Origin of the sequence: Nonomuraea sp. NPDC049480, from assembly GCF_044465905.1 — a bacterium.
In the GTDB taxonomy this organism is placed as follows: Bacteria; Actinomycetota; Actinomycetes; order Streptosporangiales; family Streptosporangiaceae; genus Nonomuraea.
Genome location: NZ_JBITMD010000009.1, coordinates 83,390 through 105,021, shown reverse-complemented (window position 1 = coordinate 105,021; position 21,632 = coordinate 83,390). Strand labels below are relative to the sequence as shown.

22 protein-coding genes are annotated in these 21,632 nt (G+C 70.3%); 15 read left to right on the top strand and 7 right to left on the bottom strand.

Annotation, left to right across the window (positions count from 1 at the left end):
* Positions 1 to 2 precede the first annotated feature (2 nt).
* From ACIBX3_RS26025 to ACIBX3_RS26005, 5 genes are all read right to left on the bottom strand, one after another.
* Complete coding sequence (locus tag ACIBX3_RS26025; protein WP_397121221.1) at positions 3 to 1,043, bottom strand: DNA polymerase IV; 1,041 nt, start codon at positions 1,041 to 1,043, stop codon at positions 3 to 5.
* Between the two features lie 162 nt (positions 1,044 to 1,205).
* On the bottom strand, positions 1,206 to 2,255 hold the full coding sequence (locus ACIBX3_RS26020; RefSeq protein ID WP_397121219.1) for an ABC transporter ATP-binding protein: 1,050 nt from the start codon (positions 2,253 to 2,255) through the stop codon (positions 1,206 to 1,208).
* 58 nt (positions 2,256 to 2,313) lie between these two features.
* Positions 2,314 to 3,132, bottom strand: coding sequence for a carbohydrate ABC transporter permease (locus tag ACIBX3_RS26015; protein ID WP_397121217.1), 819 nt, complete (start codon positions 3,130 to 3,132; stop codon positions 2,314 to 2,316).
* On the bottom strand, positions 3,129 to 4,040 hold the full coding sequence (locus ACIBX3_RS26010) for a carbohydrate ABC transporter permease (RefSeq protein WP_397121215.1): 912 nt from the start codon (positions 4,038 to 4,040) through the stop codon (positions 3,129 to 3,131). Before ACIBX3_RS26010 ends, ACIBX3_RS26015 begins: the two co-directional genes overlap by 4 nt.
* 104 nt (positions 4,041 to 4,144) lie before the next feature.
* On the bottom strand, positions 4,145 to 5,518 hold the full coding sequence (locus tag ACIBX3_RS26005) for an extracellular solute-binding protein (protein WP_397121213.1): 1,374 nt from the start codon (positions 5,516 to 5,518) through the stop codon (positions 4,145 to 4,147).
* Between the two features lie 198 nt (positions 5,519 to 5,716).
* Between ACIBX3_RS26005 and prcB the strand changes: the two genes are divergently transcribed.
* The 8 genes from prcB (at position 5,717) to ACIBX3_RS25965 (ending at position 12,890) form a co-directional block, all read left to right on the top strand.
* A complete protein-coding gene (prcB, locus tag ACIBX3_RS26000; RefSeq protein WP_397121211.1) occupies positions 5,717 to 6,565 on the top strand; it encodes a proteasome subunit beta in 849 nt (282 codons plus the stop codon).
* Between the two features lie 21 nt (positions 6,566 to 6,586).
* Positions 6,587 to 7,366 (top strand): proteasome subunit alpha, encoded by a 780-nt coding sequence (prcA, locus tag ACIBX3_RS25995; protein ID WP_397121209.1) that lies wholly within the window; start codon positions 6,587 to 6,589, stop codon positions 7,364 to 7,366.
* 151 nt (positions 7,367 to 7,517) lie between these two features.
* Positions 7,518 to 8,045: a hypothetical protein gene (locus ACIBX3_RS25990; protein WP_397121207.1), complete on the top strand. Its 528-nt coding sequence runs from the start codon at positions 7,518 to 7,520 to the stop codon at positions 8,043 to 8,045.
* A gap of 125 nt (positions 8,046 to 8,170) precedes the next feature.
* Entirely contained in the window at positions 8,171 to 9,529 is a 1,359-nt protein-coding gene (pafA, locus tag ACIBX3_RS25985; protein ID WP_397121205.1) for a Pup--protein ligase, read from the top strand.
* Positions 9,530 to 9,604: 75 nt separating this feature from the next.
* The gene (locus ACIBX3_RS25980) at positions 9,605 to 10,540 is read left to right on the top strand and encodes an FKBP-type peptidyl-prolyl cis-trans isomerase (RefSeq protein WP_397121203.1); all 936 of its coding nucleotides are present in this window, start codon (positions 9,605 to 9,607) and stop codon (positions 10,538 to 10,540) included.
* A gap of 271 nt (positions 10,541 to 10,811) precedes the next feature.
* A complete protein-coding gene (locus tag ACIBX3_RS25975) occupies positions 10,812 to 11,711 on the top strand; it encodes an FKBP-type peptidyl-prolyl cis-trans isomerase (protein ID WP_397121201.1) in 900 nt (299 codons plus the stop codon).
* A gap of 18 nt (positions 11,712 to 11,729) precedes the next feature.
* On the top strand, positions 11,730 to 12,377 hold the full coding sequence (locus ACIBX3_RS25970; protein ID WP_397121199.1) for a helix-turn-helix transcriptional regulator: 648 nt from the start codon (positions 11,730 to 11,732) through the stop codon (positions 12,375 to 12,377).
* Positions 12,378 to 12,410: 33 nt separating this feature from the next.
* On the top strand, positions 12,411 to 12,890 hold the full coding sequence (locus tag ACIBX3_RS25965) for a DUF3291 domain-containing protein (RefSeq protein ID WP_397121197.1): 480 nt from the start codon (positions 12,411 to 12,413) through the stop codon (positions 12,888 to 12,890).
* Here ACIBX3_RS25965 and ACIBX3_RS25960 read toward each other — a convergent pair.
* Positions 12,836 to 13,903 (bottom strand): DUF3866 family protein, encoded by a 1,068-nt coding sequence (locus tag ACIBX3_RS25960; RefSeq protein WP_397121195.1) that lies wholly within the window; start codon positions 13,901 to 13,903, stop codon positions 12,836 to 12,838. The genes ACIBX3_RS25965 and ACIBX3_RS25960 overlap by 55 nt on opposite strands.
* Positions 13,904 to 13,941: 38 nt before the next feature.
* Here ACIBX3_RS25960 and ACIBX3_RS25955 point away from each other — a divergent pair, with 38 nt between their 5' ends.
* The 7 genes from ACIBX3_RS25955 to ACIBX3_RS25925 all read left to right on the top strand — a co-directional run bounded on the left by ACIBX3_RS25955 (position 13,942) and on the right by ACIBX3_RS25925 (position 21,115).
* Entirely contained in the window at positions 13,942 to 14,892 is a 951-nt protein-coding gene (locus tag ACIBX3_RS25955; protein ID WP_397121193.1) for a helix-turn-helix transcriptional regulator, read from the top strand.
* Positions 14,893 to 14,917: 25 nt separating this feature from the next.
* Complete coding sequence (locus tag ACIBX3_RS25950) at positions 14,918 to 15,883, top strand: helix-turn-helix transcriptional regulator (protein ID WP_397121191.1); 966 nt, start codon at positions 14,918 to 14,920, stop codon at positions 15,881 to 15,883.
* The gene (locus tag ACIBX3_RS25945) at positions 15,880 to 16,035 is read left to right on the top strand and encodes a hypothetical protein (protein ID WP_397121189.1); all 156 of its coding nucleotides are present in this window, start codon (positions 15,880 to 15,882) and stop codon (positions 16,033 to 16,035) included. The genes ACIBX3_RS25950 and ACIBX3_RS25945 overlap by 4 nt, the downstream gene beginning before the upstream one ends.
* A 67-nt stretch (positions 16,036 to 16,102) precedes the next feature.
* Positions 16,103 to 16,429 carry a Sec-independent protein translocase subunit TatA gene (gene tatA / locus ACIBX3_RS25940; protein WP_397121187.1) on the top strand — a complete coding sequence of 109 codons (327 nt, stop codon included), beginning with the start codon at positions 16,103 to 16,105 and terminating at the stop codon, positions 16,427 to 16,429.
* Positions 16,430 to 16,461: 32 nt separating this feature from the next.
* The gene (gene tatC, locus ACIBX3_RS25935; RefSeq protein ID WP_397121185.1) at positions 16,462 to 17,370 is read left to right on the top strand and encodes a twin-arginine translocase subunit TatC; all 909 of its coding nucleotides are present in this window, start codon (positions 16,462 to 16,464) and stop codon (positions 17,368 to 17,370) included.
* A 16-nt stretch (positions 17,371 to 17,386) separates the two neighbouring features.
* Positions 17,387 to 18,274: a YegS/Rv2252/BmrU family lipid kinase gene (locus ACIBX3_RS25930; protein WP_397121183.1), complete on the top strand. Its 888-nt coding sequence runs from the start codon at positions 17,387 to 17,389 to the stop codon at positions 18,272 to 18,274.
* A 117-nt stretch (positions 18,275 to 18,391) separates the two neighbouring features.
* Positions 18,392 to 21,115: a DEAD/DEAH box helicase gene (locus tag ACIBX3_RS25925; protein ID WP_397121181.1), complete on the top strand. Its 2,724-nt coding sequence runs from the start codon at positions 18,392 to 18,394 to the stop codon at positions 21,113 to 21,115.
* 7 nt (positions 21,116 to 21,122) lie between these two features.
* Here the strand turns inward: ACIBX3_RS25925 and ACIBX3_RS25920 are convergent, their stop codons facing one another.
* On the bottom strand, positions 21,123 to 21,308 hold the full coding sequence (locus ACIBX3_RS25920; protein WP_397121179.1) for a hypothetical protein: 186 nt from the start codon (positions 21,306 to 21,308) through the stop codon (positions 21,123 to 21,125).
* Positions 21,309 to 21,632 lie beyond the last annotated feature (324 nt).

Below are 21,632 nucleotides of genomic sequence, written 5' to 3'. Positions count from 1 at the left end.
GGTCATTTCCCGGGCATGGTGTAGTCGACGGCCACGCCGAGGAGGCGGACGGGGCGGGTGAGGTCGAAGCGGTCGAGGATGGCGACCGCTGTGCGGGACAGGGTGCCGGGGTCGGTGGTGGGGGCGGGGAGCTTCGACTGGCGGGTCCGGGTGAGGAATGGGCTGAAGCGGACCTTGACCGAGACGCGGATGACTTCGCGGCCTGCTTCCGCGGCGTCGTGGGCGACGTGTTCGGCGAGGTCGGCGACGTGGCGGGTGATCTCGGCGCGGTCGGTGAGGTCGGTGGGGAAGGTGGTTTCGCGGCTGTGGCCGCGGGCGATCCAGGGTGTGGTGACGACTTCGGCTTCGCCTTTGCCGAGGGCGAGGTAGCGGTACCAGGGGCCGTTGGTGGGGCCGAAGTGCTGGGCGAGGCGGGCGGGGTCGGCGGCGGCGAGGTCGGCGACGGTGTGGAGGCCGAGGGCGGCGAGTTTCTTGGAGATCTTGGCGCCGATGCCCCAGAGGGCGTCGGTGGGGCGGTCGTACATGATCTCGGCCCAGTTGTCGCTGGTGAGGCGGTAGATTCCGGCGGGTTTGGCGAAGCCGGAGGCGAGTTTGGCCTGGTGTTTGTTGTCGCCGATGCCGACGGAGCAGGACAGGTCGGTGCGGGCGTGTACGGCGTGCTGGAGGTCGGCGGCGAGGGCTTCGGGGTCGTCGGTGGCGGCGCCGACGAAGGCTTCGTCCCAGCCCCAGACTTCGACGCGGACGGGGAATTCGCGGAGTACGGCCATGATGCGTTCGGAGGCGGCTTCGTAGGCGGGCGGGTCGCTGGGCAGGAAGATGGCGTGGGGGCAGCGTTTGAGCGCGGTGCGTAGCGGCATGCCGGAGTGGATGCCGTGTTCGCGGGCTTCGTAGGTGGCTGTGGCGGCGACGGTGCGGGGTTGGGTGGGGTCTCCTGTGCCGCCGACGACGACGGGTTTGCCGCGGAGTTCGGGGTGGCGGAGGATCTCGACGGCGGCGATGAACTGGTCGAGGTCGACGTGCAGGATCCAGTCCCTGGTGGACATGGTGACCAGTATGGCCGTCCCGTGTGCGGAATGTGATCAGTGGCGGGGTCTTCGGCGGGCCGGGGGAGCTCGGTGAGGGAAGAGGGAGTTCGGTGCGGGCCCGGGCGTGGCTCTGGGGCGGCTCGCGGCTGTGTGCCCGCGTGGCGGGGCTGGGGCGGCGTCTCAGGGGGCGGTGAGGAGTTCGCCGTCGCGGTAGAGGAGGACGCGGCGGGGCACGGCCCAGGCGGGCGTGCCGATGGGGGGTTCGTCGCCTTCGGGGACGACGAGCTGGATGAGTGTGCCGGGGGCTTCGAGGGTGACGAGGGTGTGGGTGCCGAGGTTCTCCAGGACGGAGATCGTGCCGGGGAAGGCGCCGGGCCGTTCGGTGCGGGACAGGTCCATGTACTCGGGGCGTACGCCGTAGGTGACGTGGTCGCCGGGGGTGAGGCCGGCCGGGGCGGGGAAGGTGGCGCCGGCCACGTGCAGGGCGGAGGGGGTGACTTCGGCGGTGAGGAGGTTCATGGGGGTGGAGCCGATGAACGAGGCCACGAAGGTGGTGGCCGGCCGGTGGAAGATCTCCGCTGGGGTGCCGACCTGGGCCATGCGGCCTTGGGACATGACGGCGATGCGGTCGGCGAGGGCGAGCGCTTCGGCTTGGTCGTGGGTGACGAAGACGGTGGTGACGGCGAGCTCGCGCTGCAGGCGTTTGAGGAAGGTGCGGGCTTCGAGGCGGAGGCGGGCGTCGAGGTTGGACAGGGGCTCGTCGAAGAGGAACGCGGCGGGGTGGCAGGCGATGGCGCGGGCGAGCGCGACGCGCTGCTGCTGGCCGCCGGACAGTTCGCCGGGGCGGCGGCGGAGCAGTTCGGTGAGGCTGAGCCGGGCGGCGACCTCGGCGGCTCTGGTGGTGCGCTGGGCGCGGGGGACCTTTTTGATCCGCAGCGGGTAGGCGATGTTGGCCGTGACGTCCATGTGCGGGAAGATCGCGTAGTCCTGGAAGACCATGGCGACGTCGCGGGCGCCGGGCGGGAGGGAGGTGACGTCTCTGCCGTCGATGCCGATGGTTCCGGAGGTGGGGGTCTCCAGGCCGGCGATGGAGCGCAGCAGTGTGGTCTTGCCGCAGCCGGAGGGGCCGAGGAGGGCGAAGAACTCGCCGTCGGCGATGGCGAGGTCGATGCCGTCGAGTGCTCGGACCCCGCCGGGGAACACCTTGGTCAGGCCGTTCAAGGTGATCATGGCGCCTTCGGCCCCATGATCAAGATGCGGTGTTCATGGATGCCCTCGACAAGCTCGGTCATGCCTTGATTCCTCCGTGGAAGCGGAAGCCGTACCGTTGCGAGACGAACAGGTACATCACCACCACCGGCAGCGAGTACAGCAGTGAGAACGTGGAGATGAGCTCGAGCCTGGGCGCGCCGCCCTCGGTGTAGAGGGTGTAGAGGATGACCGAGCCGGGGGCTTTCTCGGGGTCGCGCAGCAGGATGAACTGGAACAGGAATCCGCCCCACACGCTGGCCAGGGCCCATACGGCGATGGTGGCCAGGCCGGGCCTGACCAGGGGGATGACGATGTGGCGCAGGATCTGCAGGGAGGAAGCGCCGAAGACGCGGGCGGACTCTTCGTACGAGGTGGGCGTCTCGTCCATGAAGTCCTTCAAGATGAAGATCGCGGCGGGCAGGAGGCCGCCGGAGACGACGAGGATGACGCCGAGGTGGGTGTCGATGAGGTCGAGCCGGGTGGCCAGCTCGAAGATCGGCACCATGGCGGCGGTGCCGGTGACCACGGACGACAGCAGCAGGAGCACGTAGAGCAGCAGGTCGCGGCCCGGTACGCGGACTCTGGACAGGGCGTAGGCGGCGAGGGCGGCCAGGGCGACGACGAGCGTGGCCGCGCCGCCGCCCTGGATGAGGGAGTTGCGGATGGAGCCGAGCGCGTACGGGTTGTCGAGGATGGCGGCGAAGTTGCGCAGCGTGAACTCGGGGATGGACGTGGTGATGGCGGGGGTGTCGTCGAAGGGGGCGCTGGCCAGCCAGAGCATGGGCAGGGTGAAGAAGGCCAGGACGACGGCGATGAGCACGGTGGCGGCGAGCCTGCCGAGGGCGTGGCGGATCATGCGGGCGGGCCTCCGGCGGCGGCGACCTGCTGCCGGCGGCGCTTGCCGCGCAGCAGCCGCAGGTACGCCAGCGCGAACACGAGGTTGATCAGCAGGATGAGGAAGGAGACGGCGGCGCCGACGCCGAGCTGGCCGTCGCGGAGTGCGACGCGGTAGACGTACACGGGCAGGATCTCCGAGCGGCCCTCGGGGCCGCCGCCGGTGAGGACGAAGGGCGTGAAGTCGTTGAACGTCCACAGGCTGATCAGCAGCAGGTTCGTCAGGATGTGCCGCCTGATGGTCGGGAAGACGACGTCGCGCAGCTGCTGCGGCACACTGGCGCCGGCCAGGCGGGCGGTCTCCAGGTGGGAGGGCGGCACGTTCTCCAGGGCGGCGGCGTACAGCATCATCGAGAAGGCGGTGCCGCGCCACACGTTGAAGATGATGATCGACAGCAGCGGGTAGTCGAGCAGCCAGGCGAATCCGGGTGTGTGCAGCAGAGCGTTGAGCGTGCCGTCGTCGCGGTCGAGCAGTGCGAACCACAGGAAACCGACGACGGTGCTGGGCAGGATCCACGACAGCAGCACCACGCCTTCGACGACGCGGCGGACGGGTCCGGTGCGGGTGCGAAGGATCCAGGCCAGGGTGAAGCCGAGCCCGGCCTGGCCGATGATGGCCGAGCCGCCGACGTACAGCAGGGTCAGCCACAGCGAGGTGAGGAAGCGGGGGTCCTCGAGTGCGCCGGTGTAGTTGTCGAGGCCGACGACCTGTGGGTTGGCGGCGGCCAGTCCGGTGAGCCGGTAGTCGGTCAGTCCGAGGTAGATGGTCCACAGGGCGGGGAAGACGAGGAAGACCGCGATGAGGACGAGGGCGGGCAGGACGAACGCGACCGCTCTGCGCCTGCCGAGTCCCGCGGCGTCAGTGCTCATGGCGATCCTTGGATCGCGGGTTCGGCCCGCCGGCGCCTGTGTCTTCCCTCGTCTCTCCGGTCGCTTCGCTCTGTGCGTTCCTCAGTCCGGACACCGGCGCTCCCTCACCCGCCGACGTTGGCCGCGCCACCGACCAGTCCTTCCAGTTTGGCCTGATAGGCGGTGGCCGCCTCGTCGGCGCTCTTGCCGCTGACGACGGCGGCGGTGGCCTCTTGCAGCGCGGCCGACACCTGCGGGTAGACGGCCAGGCCGGGGCGGTAGGCGGTGATGGGCAGCACCTCGTCGGCGATGTACTTCAGCATGGGGTCGGCGGTGAGCACCGCGTCGTTGACGTCGGTGCGGGAGCTGATGCGCGCCTGCCCGGACAGCTCCGATGTGGTGGCCTGCGCCGAGTGCATGAAGGCCAGCAGTTCCCAGGCGAGCTTGGGGTTCTTGGAGAACGGGTTCAGCACGCGTACGGCGCCGCCGGACATGCTGACGAAGTCCTGGCCGCGGATGCCGCCGCCGGGCTGCTTGGCGGGGATCCTGGCGTAGCCGACGGCCTGGTCGCGGTCTTTCATGGGGGCGACGCCGGCGGTGGGTTCGATGACGGAGCGCCAGAAGTAGTCGCCCTCGGCGAGGATGCCGATCTTGCCGGCGGCGAACTGGGCGAAGGACTTGTCGCGGCCCTTGGCCTCCTGCTGCAGTTTGGGGTCGCCGAGGCCGCTGCCGCCGTAGACCTGCTGGTAGAAGCCGAGCACGTCCTTGAGCGCCTGCGAGGCTCCGGTCCACTTGCCGTCGGCGTAGATCTCCGATCCGGCGCCGGCCAGCAGCGGCAGCACGCCCTGCATGGTGGTGGCCTCGCCCATGGCGGTGCCGGCGTTGATCTGGATGGGGACCGGCACGCCGGCGGTCTTGAGCTTGTTGCCCGCGTCGAGGATGTCCTGCCAGCTCTTGGGCTCCCAGGTCTCGGGCAGCCCGGCCTTCTTGAACAGGGTCTTGTTGTAGAACAGGACGCGGCCGTCGGTGCCCTGCGGCAGGCCGTACTTCTTGCCGTCGAAGATGCCCAGCCCCTGCACCGCCTGCGGGATCTGCGACCAGCCCTCCCACTGGTCCACGGCGGCGCCGCCGACCTCGGTGAGCGGCTTGATGTAGCCGGCCTGGGCGAACTCGCCGACCCAGATGCCGTCGACGTCGATGACGTCGGCGCCGGACTTCGACTTGAGGTCGAGCGCGATCTTGGTCTTGTACTGCTCGTCGTCGACGCCGCTGGGCTGGAACAGCACCTTGACGTTGGGGTGGGTCTTCTCGAACTCGGGGATCACCCACTGCTTGATCCACGTGGCCGACTCGGAGTTCTTGCCGCCCTGGATGGAGTTGGCGGCGATGGTCAGGGTGAGGCTGCCTCCGCCGGACTCCGTGCCGGTTCCGGTTCCGCAGGAGGTGAGGGCGAGGACGCAGATCGCGGCGATTGACGCAGGTCGGCTCGGGAATCGCATGTCGGCCTCCTGTTCAGGACGTGCAGACATACCGACAATCGCATGACCGCCGGCGGTCGTAAAGAAACGATCTGAACACGGGGGCGGCGGCGGTTGCGGGTGGGAAGGGTTCGCCGTGAGCTGATCGTGGGAAGTGCAGACAGCAACGCAACATGAGTAGGGTCGCCCTAGGAACAGTGACGTTTGGGAGGGAGTCGCGTGGCATCGCACAGGGATCTGCCCGTCGGCTTGGTGAACCAGCTTTTCCGCAACACCGGAAACTCCTCGTTCACGGAGTTTGTGAGCTCGTATGCGCCGGAGTTGCTGCCGCGGCGGGATGAGGTTCTGGCCACCCCGATCGGCGACCAGGTTCCGCACGCGACCACGATCGTGGCCGCCACCTTCGCCGGTGGTGTGGTCATGGCGGGCGACCGGCGGGCGACCTCCGGCAACATCATCTCGCAGCGGGATGTGGAGAAGGTGTTCCGGGCCGATGACTACTCGTGCATGGGCATCGCGGGCACGGCCAGCACCGGGATCGAGTTCGCCCGGCTGTTCCGCGTGGAGCTGGAGCACTACGAGAAGCTCGAGGGCCGGACGATGTCGGTGGCGGGCAAGGCCAACCGGCTGGCCACCATGATCAGGGGCAACCTGGCCATGGCGATGCAGGGGCTGGTGGTGGTGCCGCTGTTCGCGGCCTACGACCCGGACAAGGACGAGGGGCGCATCTTCAGTTACGACGTGGCGGGCGGGCCGTACGAGCGGGAGAGGTTCGACGCGATCGGCTCGGGCTCGATCTTCGCCCGCGGCTCGCTGAAGAAGCTCTACCGCGACGGCTCGTCGGCGGACGACATGGCGATGACGCTGATCCAGGCGCTGTACGACGCGGCCGACGACGATTCGGCGACCGGTGGTCCCGACGTGTCGAGGAAGATCTGGCCGATCGTGTCGGTGATCGACGCCGATGGCTTCCGGCGGCTGGCCGAGGAGCAGGTGTCCGGCTACGTCAACCAGATGCTGGAAGCCCGCATGATCTCGCCCGACGGCCCCATCGCCCCGCTGCGTTAGAAAGGACCATCGCCTGTGTCCATGCCTTTCGGATATGCGTCCCCTGAGCAGATCATGCGGGACAAGGCCGACTACGCGCGCAAGGGCATCGCGCGGGGCCGGTCCGTCGTCGTGCTGCAGTACGTCGACGGCATCCTGTTCGTCGCGCCCAACCCGTCGCGGGCGCTGCACAAGATCAGCGAGATCTACGACCGCATCGGGTTCGCGGCCGTGGGCCGCTACAACGAGTTCGAGGAGCTGCGGCTCGCCGGCATCCGCTACGCCGACATCAACGGCTACACCTACGACCGCTCCGACGTGACCGGCCGCGGCCTGGCCAACCTCTACGCCTCCAACCTGGGCCGCATCTTCACCGAGTCGATCAAGTCGCTCGAGGTGGAGGTCGTGGTCGCCGAGGTGGGCGAGACCAAGGACGGGGACGCGATCTACCGGCTGACGTTCGACGGGTCGGTCTTCGACGAGCACGGCTTCGCCGCCATGGGCGGTCAGGCGGAGGCTGTGGCGGGGCGGCTCAAGGAGCGTTACCGCGAGTCGATGTCGCTGGCCGACGCGCTGGAGGTGGCGCTGGCGGCGCTCACGGAGCCGGGCGGGGAGCGGCCGCCGGTGGGGCAGCTGGAGGTGGCGGTGCTGGACCGCAACCGGGAGCACCGCAAGTTCCTGCGGCTTACGGGGGCGCGTCTGGAGCGCCTCCTCGCCCAGACCACCACCCCGCCGCCGCCCACCCCTCCCGCGTCCTCGGGCGACACCCCGCCCCCCACGGGTCCGGAGGGTCCGGTGGACGACGGGTCGCCGCCGCTGTAGGGCTTTCGCTTCCCGGCTCCGCGGGATCGCCGGCCCGAGGCCGGCGATCCCCGTCGCCCGGGGGTTGCACCGGCCGTAGGGCGGTGCGGGTGTGATCTGTATCACCATGGCCGGCCCGAACCGCATGGCATGATCGAGGATCTCAGAATCCGTGAACACTTTCATGCGGAGCCTCCTGGCCGGCGGCGCGGCGGCCGCGGTCATGATGACGTCCGGTGTGGCCGCGCATGCGGCCACCGCCGCGTACCCGAACTACAAGGCGCCCAAGACCTTCGGCACCACGTTCCAGCCCGACCCGAAACACGACTTCACCAAGGGCATCCACTCCCGCCGCAACGGCATCCTGCGCGGCTGGATCACCGGCGTGCGCGGCGCCGTGGCCGAGTACGAGCCGATCAAGTGGAAGCGGGGCACGGAGACCGAAGGCCACTTCGTCGGCCCGCCCGAGGGCGACGTCACGGCGTACGCCTCGCCCATCGCCAAGGACGTGACGTTCCTGTCGGCGTTCGGCTGCAAGTCCTCGATGGGACAGCTGACGGTGAGCAGCAAGACGGGGCTCGGCAGCAAGCGGTGCTCCAGGTCCACGCTGATCAAGCGGCACGGCCGCCAGCCCCAGCCCGCGTTGATCACTGTCCACCAGGGGAAAATCGTCAAGGTTGAGGAGATCTACACCCCCTGAGGCGTGTGCGGACACCCGCGCCCCGTGGGGGCGGGCGCGGGATGAAGCATGACAAACGGGACGCGCTAGGAAAACACCCTGGAAGATCTCTCCCGCTCGCCGATCCATGGGCATAGTGTGAGGTGATGGATCGTCGCATCTTCGGGCTGGAGAACGAGTACGGCGTGACCTGCACGTTCAGGGGCCAGCGCAGGCTGTCCCCCGACGAGGTCGCGCGCTACCTGTTCCGGCGGGTCGTGTCCTGGGGCCGATCGAGCAACGTCTTCCTCCGCAACGGCGCGCGTCTCTATCTGGACGTGGGCAGCCATCCTGAATACGCAACACCCGAGTGTGACAACGTCATCGAGCTCGTCACCCACGACAAGGCGGGTGAGCGCATCCTCGAGGGCCTCCTCGTCGACGCCGAGAAGCGGTTGCGCGAAGAGGGCATCGCGGGTGATATCTATCTGTTCAAGAACAACACGGACTCGGCCGGCAACTCCTACGGCTGCCATGAGAACTACCTGGTCGGCAGACACGGGGAGTTCGGACGGCTGGCGGACGTGCTGATCCCGTTCCTGGTGACGCGGCAGATCGTGTGCGGGGCCGGCAAGGTGCTGCAGACGCCCCGCGGCGCCGTCTACTGCGTGTCGCAGCGCGCCGAGCACATCTGGGAGGGCGTCTCCAGCGCCACCACCCGTTCCCGGCCCATCATCAACACCCGGGACGAGCCGCACGCCGACGCCGAGCGGTTCCGCCGCCTGCACGTCATCGTGGGCGACTCCAACATGAGCGAGACCACGATGCTGCTCAAGGTCGGCGCGACCGACCTGGTGCTGCGCATGATCGAGGCGGGCACGGTGATGCGCGACCTGTCGCTGGAGAACCCGATCCGGGCCATCCGCGAGGTCTCTCACGACATGACCGGCCGCCGCCGGGTCCGGCTGGCCAACGGGCGCGAGGCCTCGAGCCTGGAGATCCAGCAGGAATACCTGTCGAAGGCGAAGGACTTCGTCGACCGGCGCGGCGGCGACGCCATCGCGCACCGGGTGCTGGAGCTGTGGGAGCGCACGCTGCGCGCGGTCGACACCGGCGATCTCGACCTGGTCTCGCGGGAGATCGACTGGGTGACGAAATACCAGCTCATCGAGCGCTACCGGAAGAAGTACGACCTGCCGCTGTCGTCGCCGCGGGTGGCGCAGCTCGACCTCGCCTACCACGACGTGCACCGCAAGCGCGGCCTGTACTACCTGCTGCAGAAGCGCGGCTCGGTGGAACGGGTGGCGTCCGACCTGAAGATCTTCGAGGCCAAGTCGGTGCCCCCGCAGACGACCAGGGCGCGGCTGCGGGGCGAGTTCATCCGCAAGGCGCAGGAGAAGCGCCGCGACTTCACCGTCGACTGGGTGCACCTCAAGCTGAACGACCAGGCCCAGCGCACCGTCCTGTGCAAGGACCCGTTCCGCAGTGTGGACGAGCGGGTGGACAAGCTCATCGCCGGGATGTAGGGCATGCGTTTACCTCGGCCCTACCTCCACGTCGGGTAGGGTGGCGCGAATCTGACGTCTTTTCCGAGGGAAACCATGCGCCGCGTTCTGGCCGTTCTGGCCGCCACGCCTTTGATCTTGTTCGCCGCCGCGTGCGGCTCCGGGGACGGCGCTACCACCAGCGCCGCCCCCAACGGGGCGACCGGGGTGAAGGTCGCCGGGAACGTGGGCGCCAAGCCCACGGTGACCTTCCCCTCCGGCTCGCCCGCGACGAAGTCGTCCTACGAGGTGATCCACGCGGGCTCCGGCACCGATGTCAAGGCCGGTGACCGGCTGGTCGTCAACCTGACCGTCTACAACTGGGACGGCAAGGGCAACGCCGTCCAGGGTTCCTCGTACGACACCAAGGCCCCCGAGACCATCGCCATCAACCAGCAGCTGCCGCAGGTGCTGCAGGAGGGCTTCACCAAGGTCAAGCCCGGCGGCCGGCTGCTGGCCGTGCTGGCCAACGACTCGGTCGCCACGCAGCAGCAGCAGACCACGCCGGCCGAGCCGACCAAGGTGTTCGTCCTGGACGTGGTCTCCATCCAGCCGCCGCCGATGAAGGCCGCCACCGGCAAGGAGACCGGCCAGGCCATCAAGGGCGTCAAGGTGGACAACCCGGGCGGCGAGAAGGCGCCCACGCTGACCACGAAGACCGGCGAGAAGCCGTCCGACCAGCTCGTCGTCAAGACGATCATCGAGGGCACCGGCGCGAAGGTGCAGGCCACCCAGACGCTGGCCGTCCACTACACGGGCAAGATCTGGGGCACCGACAAGCAGTTCGACTCCAGCTGGGAGCGGGGTCAGCCGGCCGAGTTCCCGCTCGCCCAGGTCATCCAGGGCTGGCAGCAGGGGCTGGCCGGGGTGCCGGTCGGGAGCCGGGTCGTGATGAGCATCCCGCCGAAGCTGGGATACGGCGAGCAGGCGCAGAAGGAGATTCCGGCGAACAGCACGCTGGTGTTCGTCGTGGACATCCTCGCCGCCTACTGATCCGTCCCCTTTGCCTGCTTCGGTCGCTGCCGGCCCGGCCTTGTGCGGCGGCGGTCGCGTCGTCCGCCGACGGCCGTGCCGCTCTGGTGGCCCTCGCGCCCCGGCGGCCGGGGCTCTGTGAGGGCCGGAGCCGTGTCGGCGCCCGGGCGGCGGGGTGTGCCCGGGCGCGTGGGAGCTTTGCGGAGCTTGCTGACGAATGATCCGGCGTCGCGGTAGCATCGCGACGCCCCGGTGACGTGGCGTCGCCGGGCCGTTCCGCGTGGGAGGGCCGATGCTCCGCCGTGCCGTCGCGCCGCTGCTGCTGGCGCCGCTGCTCGCGGCGGGCTGCACGGGTGGGACGGCCGGAGGGCTGGAGCTGAAGGTGGGCGGCCCGTTCGGCGCGCGGCCCACCATCGTCTTCCCCGGTGGCGAGCCGGCGGCCGGGCTGCAGGTGGACGAGCTGGCCACCGGAAAAGGCGCGCGGCTGAAGACGGACGACGTGGCGATCGTCCAGTACACCGCCCACGTATGGGACGGCAGGCAGAACCGCCTGGTCGACTCCAGCTTCAACCGCGGCGCCCCCGCCGCGTTCCCCGTGGGCCGGCTGCTGCCGGGCCTGGACAGGGCGCTGCGGGGCCGCACCGTGGGCAGCAGGGTCATCGCCGCCATCCCGCCCGGGGACGGCTTCGGACCCAACCCGCCGCGCGGCGTCGAGCCCGCCGACGAGCTGTTCTACGTGGTCGACATCCTGGGCGCGCACCCTAAAGGCGCCTCCATCGACGGCCGGGGCGGCGAGCTGGCGGGTGTGCGCGTCACCGGTGGCGAGCGCCCCCGCCTGGCGGTGCCCGCGACGGCCCCGCCCGCCCGGTTCGCGGCCAAGGTGCTCGACCGCGGCGACGGGCGCAGAACGCGGGCCGGACAGCTCGTGGTCACGCAGTACACGGGCGCGATCTGGAGCTCGCGCCGCGTCTTCGACGCCACCTGGACGACCGGTCAGCCGAAGGCGTTCAGGATCGGCGACGGCAGCGTGATCAAGGCCTGGGACAGGGCGCTGGCGGGCGTGCCCGTCGGCAGCCGCGTCCTGATGATCGTCCCGCCCTCCCACGGGTACGGCGCCCCCGGCCGCCCCGCGTACGGGATCACGGGCTCCGACACCCTGGTCTTCGTGGTGGACGTCCTGGCGGCCTACTAGCTTTCATAGACTCCGCGTGTGAGCACTGACGACGACCTCGAGGCGCTGGCCTTGCTGCACGACCCCGTACGCCGCAGCCTCTACGACGCCGTCACCGCGAGCGGCGGCGACGTGGGCAGGGGAGAGGCGGCCGAGGCGGCGGGCGTGTCCAGGACGCTGGCCGGGCACCACCTCGACAAGCTCGTCGAGGCCGGGCTGCTGGAGAGCGGCTTCCGGCAGCAGGAGAGGAAAGGCCCCGGCAGCGGCCGGCCGGCCAAGGTCTACCGCCGGGCCAGGGGAGAGCGCTCGGTGAGCCTGCCGCCGCGCGACTACGCCACCCTCGCCTCCGTCCTGGCGGACGTCGTCGGCGTGCTCGGCGCCGATGAGCAGGCCGAGAAGGCGGCGCGCGGCGCGGGCGAGCAGCTGGGCAGGCGGCACGCGGGCGAGCCCGTCGAGCGGGTGCTGGGGGAACGCGGCTACGAGCCGTACGAGGAGGGCGGCCTGCTGCGGCTGCGCAACTGCCCGTTCCACGTCCTGGCCGAGGAGCAGCCGCTGCTGGTGTGCTCCATGAACCTGGCCCTGTGCCAGGGGCTGCTCGAGGGGCTCGGCGACGACCCGGCCAGGGCGAGGCTGGATCCGCGGCCGGGAGAGTGCTGCGTCGCCCTTTCTAAAACAAATGGAGATTGACATAGAAGGGGGAGGGGTGGTGTGCTGAGCGTCATGCATCTCGCTGAGCTGAACATCGCCCACCTGCGCGCCCCCACCGACTCCCCCGAGCTCGCCGAGTTCGTCGCCCTGCTCGAGCCCATCAACACCCTCGCCGACGAGGCTCCCGGATTCGTGTGGCGGCTGATAGAGAGCGAGACCGACCCCACCGCCACCGTCTTGCACGACTACGGTGACCACTTGCTGATCAACTTCTCGGTGTGGGAGTCACTCGACACGCTGTGGAACTACGTCTACCGCAGCGCCCATCTGGGCGTGCTGCGCCGCCGCAGGGAGTGGTTCCTGCGCATGGCCGAGCCCTACATGGTGATGTGGTGGATCCCCGAGGGGCACATCCCGTCGCTGGCCGAAGGGATGGCGCGGCTGGAACGCCTCAAGGCCGAGGGGCCGAGCCCCGAGGCGTTCACGTTCAAGGACTCCTACGACAGCAGCGCGGCCGTCAGCCTGCCCGCCGCCGCCGAGGCCAGGAAGTAGGCCAGGTCCTCCTCCAGACCCCGGCCCATCGTCGACAGCTTCACCGGCGAGCCGCGCAGCGCCTCGTGCAGGCCGTCCACCGGCACCGGCACGAGGCGGTGCCGCACCGCCAGCAGCTCGGCCTGGTCCCTGACCCGCTCGCCGAACTCGCCCGGAAGCTCCGGCACCGGCACGTCCGCCGGGGACAGCGCCACCCGGCCGTAGGCGGTCAGCGAGTGGTGCGAGACGCCGTAGTGGCGCTCGCGCCGGTCGCCCTCGCTGACCCGCAGCGCCGCCACCGGCCGCCCCCGCAGCACCCCGGCCGCGTTGACCGCCTCGCCCGCCGACACCCCCGAGAAGCCCCACCTGGTGCCCGTGCCCAGGTTGCCGGGGCCCTGGGCGACGATCGCCACGTCGGCCTCCAGCACGTGCCTGGCCGCCAGCAGCCCCGTGTGCGTGGTGACCGCCTCGACGTCGCCGCCGAACGCCTGCCCGACCGTCACCACGCCGGCCAGCCAGCCGATCTCCCGCAGCCGGGCGGCCGCCATCGAGAACCACACCGGCAGCGCGCCGCCGTCCAGCATCACGTACGCCACCCGCCTCCCGGGCGCCCTCTCGTACAGGCCGCACAGGATCGGCGCCAGCGCCGAGTGCAGGTCGGCCACGATCACCGGCATGCCGTCCAGCGTGTCCGCCTCGCGCAACGCGTCGTGATGCGGGGAATCTTGCTCGTCGGCGCCCAGCACGGTGGCCTGCAACGGCGTGTACCGCGCCTTCACCAGGTGCCCGGGCCCGTCGGGATCTTCCGGCAAACGGTTAGGGACGGCCACCACCATGGCGTAACCTCCCGTACCGAGACCCATCGCGAGCGCGGTCGTGTTGAGCAGCACCTCGTCGCCGGGTTCCGGGCGGCCCACCAACGGCGGGTACGCGAGCGCCCGGCACTCCCCCTCGGGGACGGCGACGTCCAGCTCCACCGCTCCCGGCCACTCGCGTCGGATCCGTACAACCTCGCCCTTGCGCCATCTGATCACGGGGGCAGGGTAGCGTCGATGAAGGAGGAGTGAGGCAGATGTCGCGCCGGAAGACAGAACGGTTGCTCAATCTGGTGATCTGCCTGCTCGCCACGCGGCGCCCGCTGTCGGCCGAGCAGATCCGCCAGGCCGTGCCCGGCTACGACCGGGAGGGCGACGAGGCGTTCCAGCGCATGTTCGAGCGGGACAAGAACGAGCTGCGCGAGCTCGGCATCCCCATCGACGTGGTGCGCGACCCGTGGGAGGACGAGCCCGGCTACCGGATCGAGCGGCAGTCGTACGAGCTGCCCGAGATCACCCTGGAGCCCGACGAGGCCGCCGTGCTCGGAGTGGCCGCGCAGGTGTGGCAGCGCGCCAGCCTGGCCGAGGCCGCCTCGGGGGCGCTGCTGAAGCTGCGCGCCGGCGGCGTGGCCACCGACCAGCCCGTCGGCACCGGAGCGCTGGAGCTGCGCGTCGACACCCGCGACCCGGCCTTCCCCGCGCTGTGGGACGCCGTGCGCGACCGGCGGGTGGTGCGCTTCGACTACCGCGCCTCCGGCAGCGAGACCGTGCGCAGCCGCACCGTAGAGCCGTGGGGCGTGGTCAGCCGCCGCGGCCGGTGGTACCTTGCCGGGTTCGACCGCGACCGGCAGGCGCCGCGCGCCTTCCGGCTCAGCCGCATCACCGGGCAGGTCGCCTCCGTCGGCAAGGCCGGCGCCGTCCAGGTGCCCGAGGGCATCGACGTGCGGGCCATGGTCGGCTTCCCGGACGAGCCGATGGACGAGCGGGTCGCCGTGGTGCGCGTGCGCCAGGGGGCGTGCGAAGGGGTGCGGCAGCTGGCCAGGGCCGTACATCCCGGCACCGACGGGTGGGACGAGGCCGAGCTGGTCTTCTCCGACCCCGAGCGGCTGGCCGGCTGGATGGCCAGCCTCGGCGCCGACGTCGAGGTCGTCGAGCCGCCGGACGCCCGCGAGGCCGTCATCCGCAGACTGAAGGGGGCCATGGCATGACAAGGGCGATCACCGGGGGAGTGGCATGAGCGGGTCGGCGGACCGGCTGCCGAGGCTGCTGGCGCTGGTGCCGTACCTGATGTCCCATCCCGGGGCGCAGGTCGGCGAGGTGGCCGCGGTGTTCGGGCTCAGCGAGAAGCAGCTCATCGACGACCTGCAGCTGGTGTGGATGTGCGGGCTGCCCGGGCACACCCCCGGCGACCTCATCGACGTGTCCTGGGACGGCGGCGAGATCATCATCGACAACGCCGACACCATCGCCAGGCCGCTGCGGCTCGGCATCGACGAGGCCAGCGCCCTGCTGGTGGCGCTGCGCATGCTGGCCGCCACCCCGGAGCTCGCCGAGGTCCAGGGTGACGCGCTGCCGCGCGTGATGGCCAAGCTGGAGCGGGCCGCGGGAGAGGGCGCCGCCACCGTCAGCACCCAGGTCGCCGTCGACGTCGACGCCGCCCCCGACGCGCTGCCGCGCGTGCGCGAGGCGCTGACCCGGAAGCGCCGGCTGTCGCTGCGCTACTACGTGCCCGGCCGCGACGAGGTGACGCCGCGCGACGTCGACCCCACCCGGGTCGTGGTCGTCGACGGCCGCGCCTACCTGGAGGGCTGGTGCTACCGCGCCGAGGCGATGCGGCTGTTCAGGCTCGACCGGATGCTCGGCGTGGAGGTGCTCGACGTGCCCGCCGACCCGCCGGACGAGGCCGAGCCGATCGACGTCACCCGGGGCGTCTTCCGCCCCTCCCCGACCGACGAGCTGGTGGAGCTGGAGGTCAGCGCGGCCGGGCGGTGGGTGGCCGAGTACTACCCGTGCGAGCAGGTCACCGAGCTGGGCGAGGGCCGGCTGCGGGTGGCGCTGCGGGCCCGCGACCAGGACTGGATACTGAAGCTGGCGCTGCGCCTGGGCGACACCGGCCGGGTGGTCGCGCCGCCCGCGATGGCCGAGACCGTGCGCCGGGAGGCCGAGCGCGCCCTGGCGCTGTACGCTCACGGGTCATGACCTGGATCTTCCTGGCCGCCGGCCTGGTCCTGGCCGGGCTGGCCGTTCTCGGGGTCGCGACGGCCCGCGTCGTGGCCGCGGCACGCGGTCTGAACAGGGAAATCGCTCAAATTAACGAGCAATTCAATTTCAAACGGGACCTGAGGGGATGAGGCAGCGCTCTTGGGAGCGTACGATCGGGGAAGAACAGCACTCCGCGCTCACCATGAAGGACGTCACATGAACTTGGGAGCTCCAGAGATCATCCTGATCTTGGTGGCCTTGGTCCTCCTCTTCGGGGCCAAGAAGCTGCCGGACCTCGCCCGTGGCGTCGGACGGTCCCTGCGCATCTTCAAGGCGGAGACCAGCAAGATGACCGAGGACGACGACGACAAGCCGACGGTCGTGCAGGCCAAGACCGAGCAGCCCCAGCCCGCGCCCCCGCAGCAGATCCCGGCCGCGCACCCCGCGCCCGCGCCGGAGCTGTCGGCCGAGGAGCAGGCCCGCCGGCTCGAGGAGGAAGCCGCGCGCCTGCGCGCCGGCGCGCAGGCCGACAAGCGTCCCTGACCACCCATCCCCTCGTCCCCAGGACTGCTTAGATGGCGCTGCTGAAACGGTCGGGCCCCAAGGCCAAGCCGGAGCGGGACCCCGAAGGCCGGATGCCGCTCATGGAGCACCTGCGTGAGCTGCGCAACCGGCTGCTCATCGCGTTCGCCGCCGTTGCGGTGGGTCTGATCATCGGCTGGATCGTGTCCGGGCCGATGTGGGAGGTGCTCAAGGAGCCCTACTGCCAGGCCCCGCAGTCGCGTCAGCTCAACGGGCAGTGCAGCCTGACCTACAACGGCATCTTCTCGTCGTTCTTCATCACGCTGAAGATCTCGTTGATGGTCGCTCTCGTGGCGGCCTCGCCCGTCTGGCTCTACCAGATCTGGGCGTTCGTCACCCCGGCGCTCTACCGCAAAGAGAAGCGTTACACGCTGACGTTCATGGTGCTGGCCATCCCGCTGTTCGCCATGGGCGCGGCGCTGTGCTACGTCATCATGGACACGTCCCTGGCGTTCCTGCTGAGCTTCTCGCTCGACGGGACGGTGGCGACGATCTCGATCGACGAGTACCTCGACTATGTCCTGATCATGCTGTTGATCTTCGGGGTGTCGTTCGAGCTGCCGTTGCTGCTGGTGTTCCTCAACATCATCGGAGTCCTGTCGCACGCGGCGGTCGCCAAGCACCGGCGGCTGGTCATCTTCCTGATGTTCGTGTTCGGCGCCTTGGTCACGCCCGGCGGCGATCCGATCACCATGATGGCGCTGGCGACCCCGATGATCGTGCTGTTCGGGGCGGCCGAGCTGGTCATGTACCTGCGGGAGAAGAGACAGCCGGCGAGCGAGTTCGCGAACCTGTCCGACGACGAGGCCTCGGAGCTGCCGGAGGACACGCCGCTCGACGACGACGACGATCCCGTGGACGCGGACAAGCGGGCCGAAGAGGATTCCGGTTCCGCGCGATAGGCGATAGGTTCCGGGCGTGTCCCCCCAACTCGCCCTGCTCGTCAACCCGGCCGCCCGCGGCGGCCGGACGCTGCGCCTGCTCGAGCCCGTGGCGCGCCGGCTCCGTGCCGGCGGGGCCGAGCTGTCGGTGGTCGTCGGCGACGACGCCGCCGACGCGCTGGAACGCGCCTGCACGGCCGTCGCCGAACGCCCCGACGCGCTCGTCGCCTTCGGCGGCGACGGCCTCGTCCACCTGGCCGTCCAGGCCGTGGCCGGCACCGACGTGCCTCTCGGCATCATCCCCGCCGGCACCGGCAACGACATCGCGGCCGCGCTCGGCGTGCCCTGCAAGGACCCCGTCGCGGCGGCCCGCGTCGTGCTGCGCATGAAGTCCCGGCTGGTCGACGCCGCCCGCATCCGCGCCGGGCACACCGAGGAGCTGTTCGCCGGGGTGGTGTGCTGCGGCTTCGACTCGCGGGTCAACGAGCGGGCCAACCGGCTCACCTGGCCGCCCGGCATGGGCCGGTACCTTCGCGCGATGGCGGAGGAGCTGCGGTCGTTCCGTCCCATCCCGTTCCGGGTCACGTTCGACGGGGACGAGGTGGTCGAACGCGAGGCCATGCTGGTGGCCGTCGCCAACACCCGCTCGTACGGCGCCGGGATGCGGGTCTGCCCGGACGCCCTGCCGGACGACGGGCTGCTCGACGTGATGATGGTCGGCGCCATCTCCAAAGGGGAGTTCCTGCGGGTGTTCCCGAGCGTGTACCGGGGCACGCACGTCGGGCACCGGGCCGTGTCGGTGCGGCGGGTACGCAGCGTGCGGCTGGAGGCGGCCGACGTGGTGGCCTACGCCGACGGCGAACGGGTGGGGCCGGTGCCGGTGGAGTGCCAGGTCCGGCCGGGAGCGCTGCGCGTGATCGTGTGAGATCTACAATGTAAAGGCGGCAGGCCGGAGCGATGACGGGCACGGCGGCGCCCGCCGGGGCACGGCGCGGAATGCCGCGGGACGGACCGGAATGGCGATTTCGGTAGGCTGACGGGTATGACAACGCCAGCGGAACGCTATGCGGCCTTCCGTCAGAAGCACAAGGACGACGGGGCCGCTCTCAGCTCGTTCCGAGGTCTCTACGACTTCGAGCTGGACGACTTCCAACTCGACGCCTGCCGCGCCCTGGAGGCCGGAGACGGCGTCCTGGTGGCGGCGCCCACGGGGTCGGGCAAGACGGTCGTCGGCGAGTTCGCCGTCCACCTGGCCCTGGAGCAGGGCCGCAAGTGCTTCTACACCACCCCCATCAAGGCGCTGTCCAACCAGAAGTACAACGACCTGGTCAAGCGCTACGGCACCGCCAAGGTCGGCCTGCTGACCGGCGACAACAGCATCAACGGCGACGCCCCCATCGTGGTCATGACCACCGAGGTGCTGCGCAACATGCTCTACGCCGGGTCGGCCACGCTGGCCGGGCTCGGGTTCGCGGTCATGGACGAGGTCCACTACCTGGCCGACCGGTTCCGCGGCGCGGTGTGGGAAGAGGTCATCATCCACCTGCCGGAGTCGGTCCGGCTGGTGGCGCTGTCGGCGACGGTGAGCAACGCCGAGGAGTTCGGCGAGTGGCTGGGCGAGGTGCGCGGCGACACCACGGTCATCGTCGACGAGCACCGCCCGGTGCCGCTGTGGCAGCACATGATGGTCGGCAACCACATCTACGACATGTTCATGACCGACGACCTGCCGCCGCGCATCAACCCCACCCTGATGCGGGTGACGCGGGACGCCGAGCGGCTGACGGCGGGCCGGGGCCGGCGCGGCTACGGCCGCCCGCAGCGCTCCCGCCCGGCGGACCGGGTGCAGGTGATCGAGAAGCTCGACGCCGAGGGGCTGCTGCCGGCGATCACGTTCATCTTCTCCCGGGCCGGCTGCCAGGCAGCCGTGCAGCAGTGCCTGTACGCCGGCATCCGGCTCACCACCGACCGCGAGCTGCACGAGATCAGGCAGCTCGTCGACGAGCGCACCGCGCACCTGCCCGACGAGGACCTGGCGGTGCTGGGCTACCTGGAGTGGCGCGACTGCCTGGAGCGCGGCCTGGCGGCCCATCACGCGGGCATGCTGCCGGCCTTCAAGGAGGTCGTGGAGGAGCTGTTCACGCGCGGGCTGGTCAAGGCGGTCTTCGCCACCGAGACGCTGGCGCTGGGCATCAACATGCCGGCCCGCAGCGTGGTGATCGAGAAGCTGGACAAATGGAACGGCGAGACCCACGCCGACCTGACACCCGGTGAATACACGCAGCTCACGGGGCGGGCCGGGCGGCGTGGCATCGACGTCGAGGGGCACGCCGTGGTGCTGTGGCAGCAGGGCATGGACCCGCTGTCGGTGGCGGGCCTGGCCGGCACCCGCACCTACCCGCTGCGTTCCAGCTTCCAGCCGTCGTACAACATGGCGGTCAACCTGGTCGGGCAGTTCGGCAGGGAGCGGGCGCGGACGCTGCTGGAGGAGTCGTTCGCGCAGTTCCAGGCCGACCGGGCGGTCGTGGGGCTGGCCAAGCAGCTGCGCAAGCACGAGGAGGCGCTGGAGGGCTACCAGGAGGCCATGACGTGCCATCTGGGTGACTTCCCCGAGTACGCGGCGATGCGCCGGCGCCTGTCCGACCGCGAGGCCGAGCTGTCCCGCCAGCGCGGCGCCGCCCGGCGGGCCGCGGCCGTGCGGTCGCTGGAGGCGCTGCAGCCCGGCGACGTCATCCGCGTGCCCGGCGGGCGCCGGGCGGGGCTGGCGATCGTGCTCGATCCCGGGCGCAACCCGCGCGGGACCGGGCCCAGCCCGCTCGTGCTGACGATCGGCAAGCAGATCAAGAAGCTCGACCCGGCCGACTTCCCGGTGCCGGTCGAGCCCCTCGAGAAGCTGCGCATCCCGAAGAACTTCAACGGCCGCTCGCCCAAGGAGCGCGCCAACCTCGTCTCCACGCTGCTCGCCAAGATCGGCGACCGCGACCTCGGCAAGCCGCCCAGGGCGCGCGACCACAACGTGGAGGACGACGAGGTCAACGAGCTGCGCCGGCGCATCCGCCAGCACCCCTGCCACGGCTGCGACGAGCGCGAGGACCACGCCCGCTGGGCCGAGCGCTACTACAAGCTCCAGCGCGAGACCGAAGGGCTGCGCCGCCGCGTCGAGGGCCGCTCGCACGTGATCTCCCGTACGTTCGACCGCATCTGCTCGGTGCTGGAGCAGCTCGGCTACCTCGACGGCGAGACGGTCACCGACGAGGGCCGCCGCCTGGGCCGCCTCTACACCGAGCTGGACCTGCTGACCGCCGAGAGCCTGCGCAAGGGGTTGTGGGAGGAGCTGGACCCGGCCGAGCTGGCGGCGTGCGTGTCGGCGCTGGTGTTCGAGTCGCGGGCCGCCGACGACGCCCGCCGGCCCAAGATCCCCGCCGGGCGGGCCCAGGACGCCCTGACGGCGATGATCCGGCTGTGGGGGGAGCTGGAGGGCATCGAGTCCGACCACGGGCTGTCCACGATCAGGGAGCCCGACCTGGGATTCGCGTGGGCGGCCTTCCGCTGGACGAAGGGGCACACCCTGGACGCCGTGCTCATGGACGGCGTCAACGGCAGCGAGCTGGCCGCCGGCGACTTCGTACGGTGGATCAAGCAGCTGATGGACCTGCTGGGCCAGCTCGGGAACGCGGCGCCGCCCGGCAGCAAGATCAAGCAGACGGCCGTCAAGGCCGTGGACGCCATGCGGCGCGGGGTGGTGGCCTACTCCTCGCTCAGCTGAGCACCCGCTAGTCGTCGTTGGTGAGGCCCACCACGGTCAGCAGCAGTCCGGCCAGGCCCACCACGACGGCGGCGGCCGTCAGCATGCCGCCGTCCAACACCAGGTGCAGCAGGCCGAAGCTCTTGTCGAAGAAGTGGTCGGCGATGAGCGCGCCGAAACCCTGGATCATGAGGATGATGCCGAGCAACGTCATGCGCCGATCGTGGCAGCAGCGGCGCGGTGTTCCATCGAACCAAAGTATCGGCCGAGATCTCCTTAGAACCAGTTCTTAGTAGCACCTTTGGTGGCTGTCTTACCTTCTCTAGCGGTTTTTACCCATTTACATCTCATTTAACGAATGGGCGAGAGCGCCTTTCGGCGCTGGTTTTGCGAGTCAAATTTCTCCGATTTCGACTCATATGTCGTGATTTATCTGAATTCGAGTGCTAACGTCCGATTTGTTAATGTGTTCAGCCATCCATCGGGGGAGGAATCATGGCTAACACGCAGCTGTCATCGGTCGGGTACCAGCAGGGAT

Coding starts and splice junctions, on each gene's coding strand:
- ACIBX3_RS26025 (WP_397121221.1), bottom strand. CDS start 1,043: ATGTCCACCAGGGACTGGATCCTGCACGTCGACCTCGACCAGTTCATC.
- ACIBX3_RS26020 (WP_397121219.1), bottom strand. CDS start 2,255: ATGATCACCTTGAACGGCCTGACCAAGGTGTTCCCCGGCGGGGTCCGA.
- ACIBX3_RS26015 (WP_397121217.1), bottom strand. CDS start 3,132: ATGATCCGCCACGCCCTCGGCAGGCTCGCCGCCACCGTGCTCATCGCC.
- ACIBX3_RS26010 (WP_397121215.1), bottom strand. CDS start 4,040: ATGAGCACTGACGCCGCGGGACTCGGCAGGCGCAGAGCGGTCGCGTTC.
- ACIBX3_RS26005 (WP_397121213.1), bottom strand. CDS start 5,518: ATGCGATTCCCGAGCCGACCTGCGTCAATCGCCGCGATCTGCGTCCTC.
- prcA (WP_397121209.1), top strand. CDS start 6,587: ATGCCTTTCGGATATGCGTCCCCTGAGCAGATCATGCGGGACAAGGCC.
- pafA (WP_397121205.1), top strand. CDS start 8,171: ATGGATCGTCGCATCTTCGGGCTGGAGAACGAGTACGGCGTGACCTGC.
- ACIBX3_RS25980 (WP_397121203.1), top strand. CDS start 9,605: ATGCGCCGCGTTCTGGCCGTTCTGGCCGCCACGCCTTTGATCTTGTTC.
- ACIBX3_RS25975 (WP_397121201.1), top strand. CDS start 10,812: ATGCTCCGCCGTGCCGTCGCGCCGCTGCTGCTGGCGCCGCTGCTCGCG.
- ACIBX3_RS25965 (WP_397121197.1), top strand. CDS start 12,411: ATGCATCTCGCTGAGCTGAACATCGCCCACCTGCGCGCCCCCACCGAC.
- ACIBX3_RS25955 (WP_397121193.1), top strand. CDS start 13,942: ATGTCGCGCCGGAAGACAGAACGGTTGCTCAATCTGGTGATCTGCCTG.
- ACIBX3_RS25950 (WP_397121191.1), top strand. CDS start 14,918: ATGAGCGGGTCGGCGGACCGGCTGCCGAGGCTGCTGGCGCTGGTGCCG.
- ACIBX3_RS25945 (WP_397121189.1), top strand. CDS start 15,880: ATGACCTGGATCTTCCTGGCCGCCGGCCTGGTCCTGGCCGGGCTGGCC.
- tatA (WP_397121187.1), top strand. CDS start 16,103: ATGAACTTGGGAGCTCCAGAGATCATCCTGATCTTGGTGGCCTTGGTC.
- tatC (WP_397121185.1), top strand. CDS start 16,462: ATGGCGCTGCTGAAACGGTCGGGCCCCAAGGCCAAGCCGGAGCGGGAC.
- ACIBX3_RS25925 (WP_397121181.1), top strand. CDS start 18,392: ATGACAACGCCAGCGGAACGCTATGCGGCCTTCCGTCAGAAGCACAAG.
- ACIBX3_RS25920 (WP_397121179.1), bottom strand. CDS start 21,308: ATGACGTTGCTCGGCATCATCCTCATGATCCAGGGTTTCGGCGCGCTC.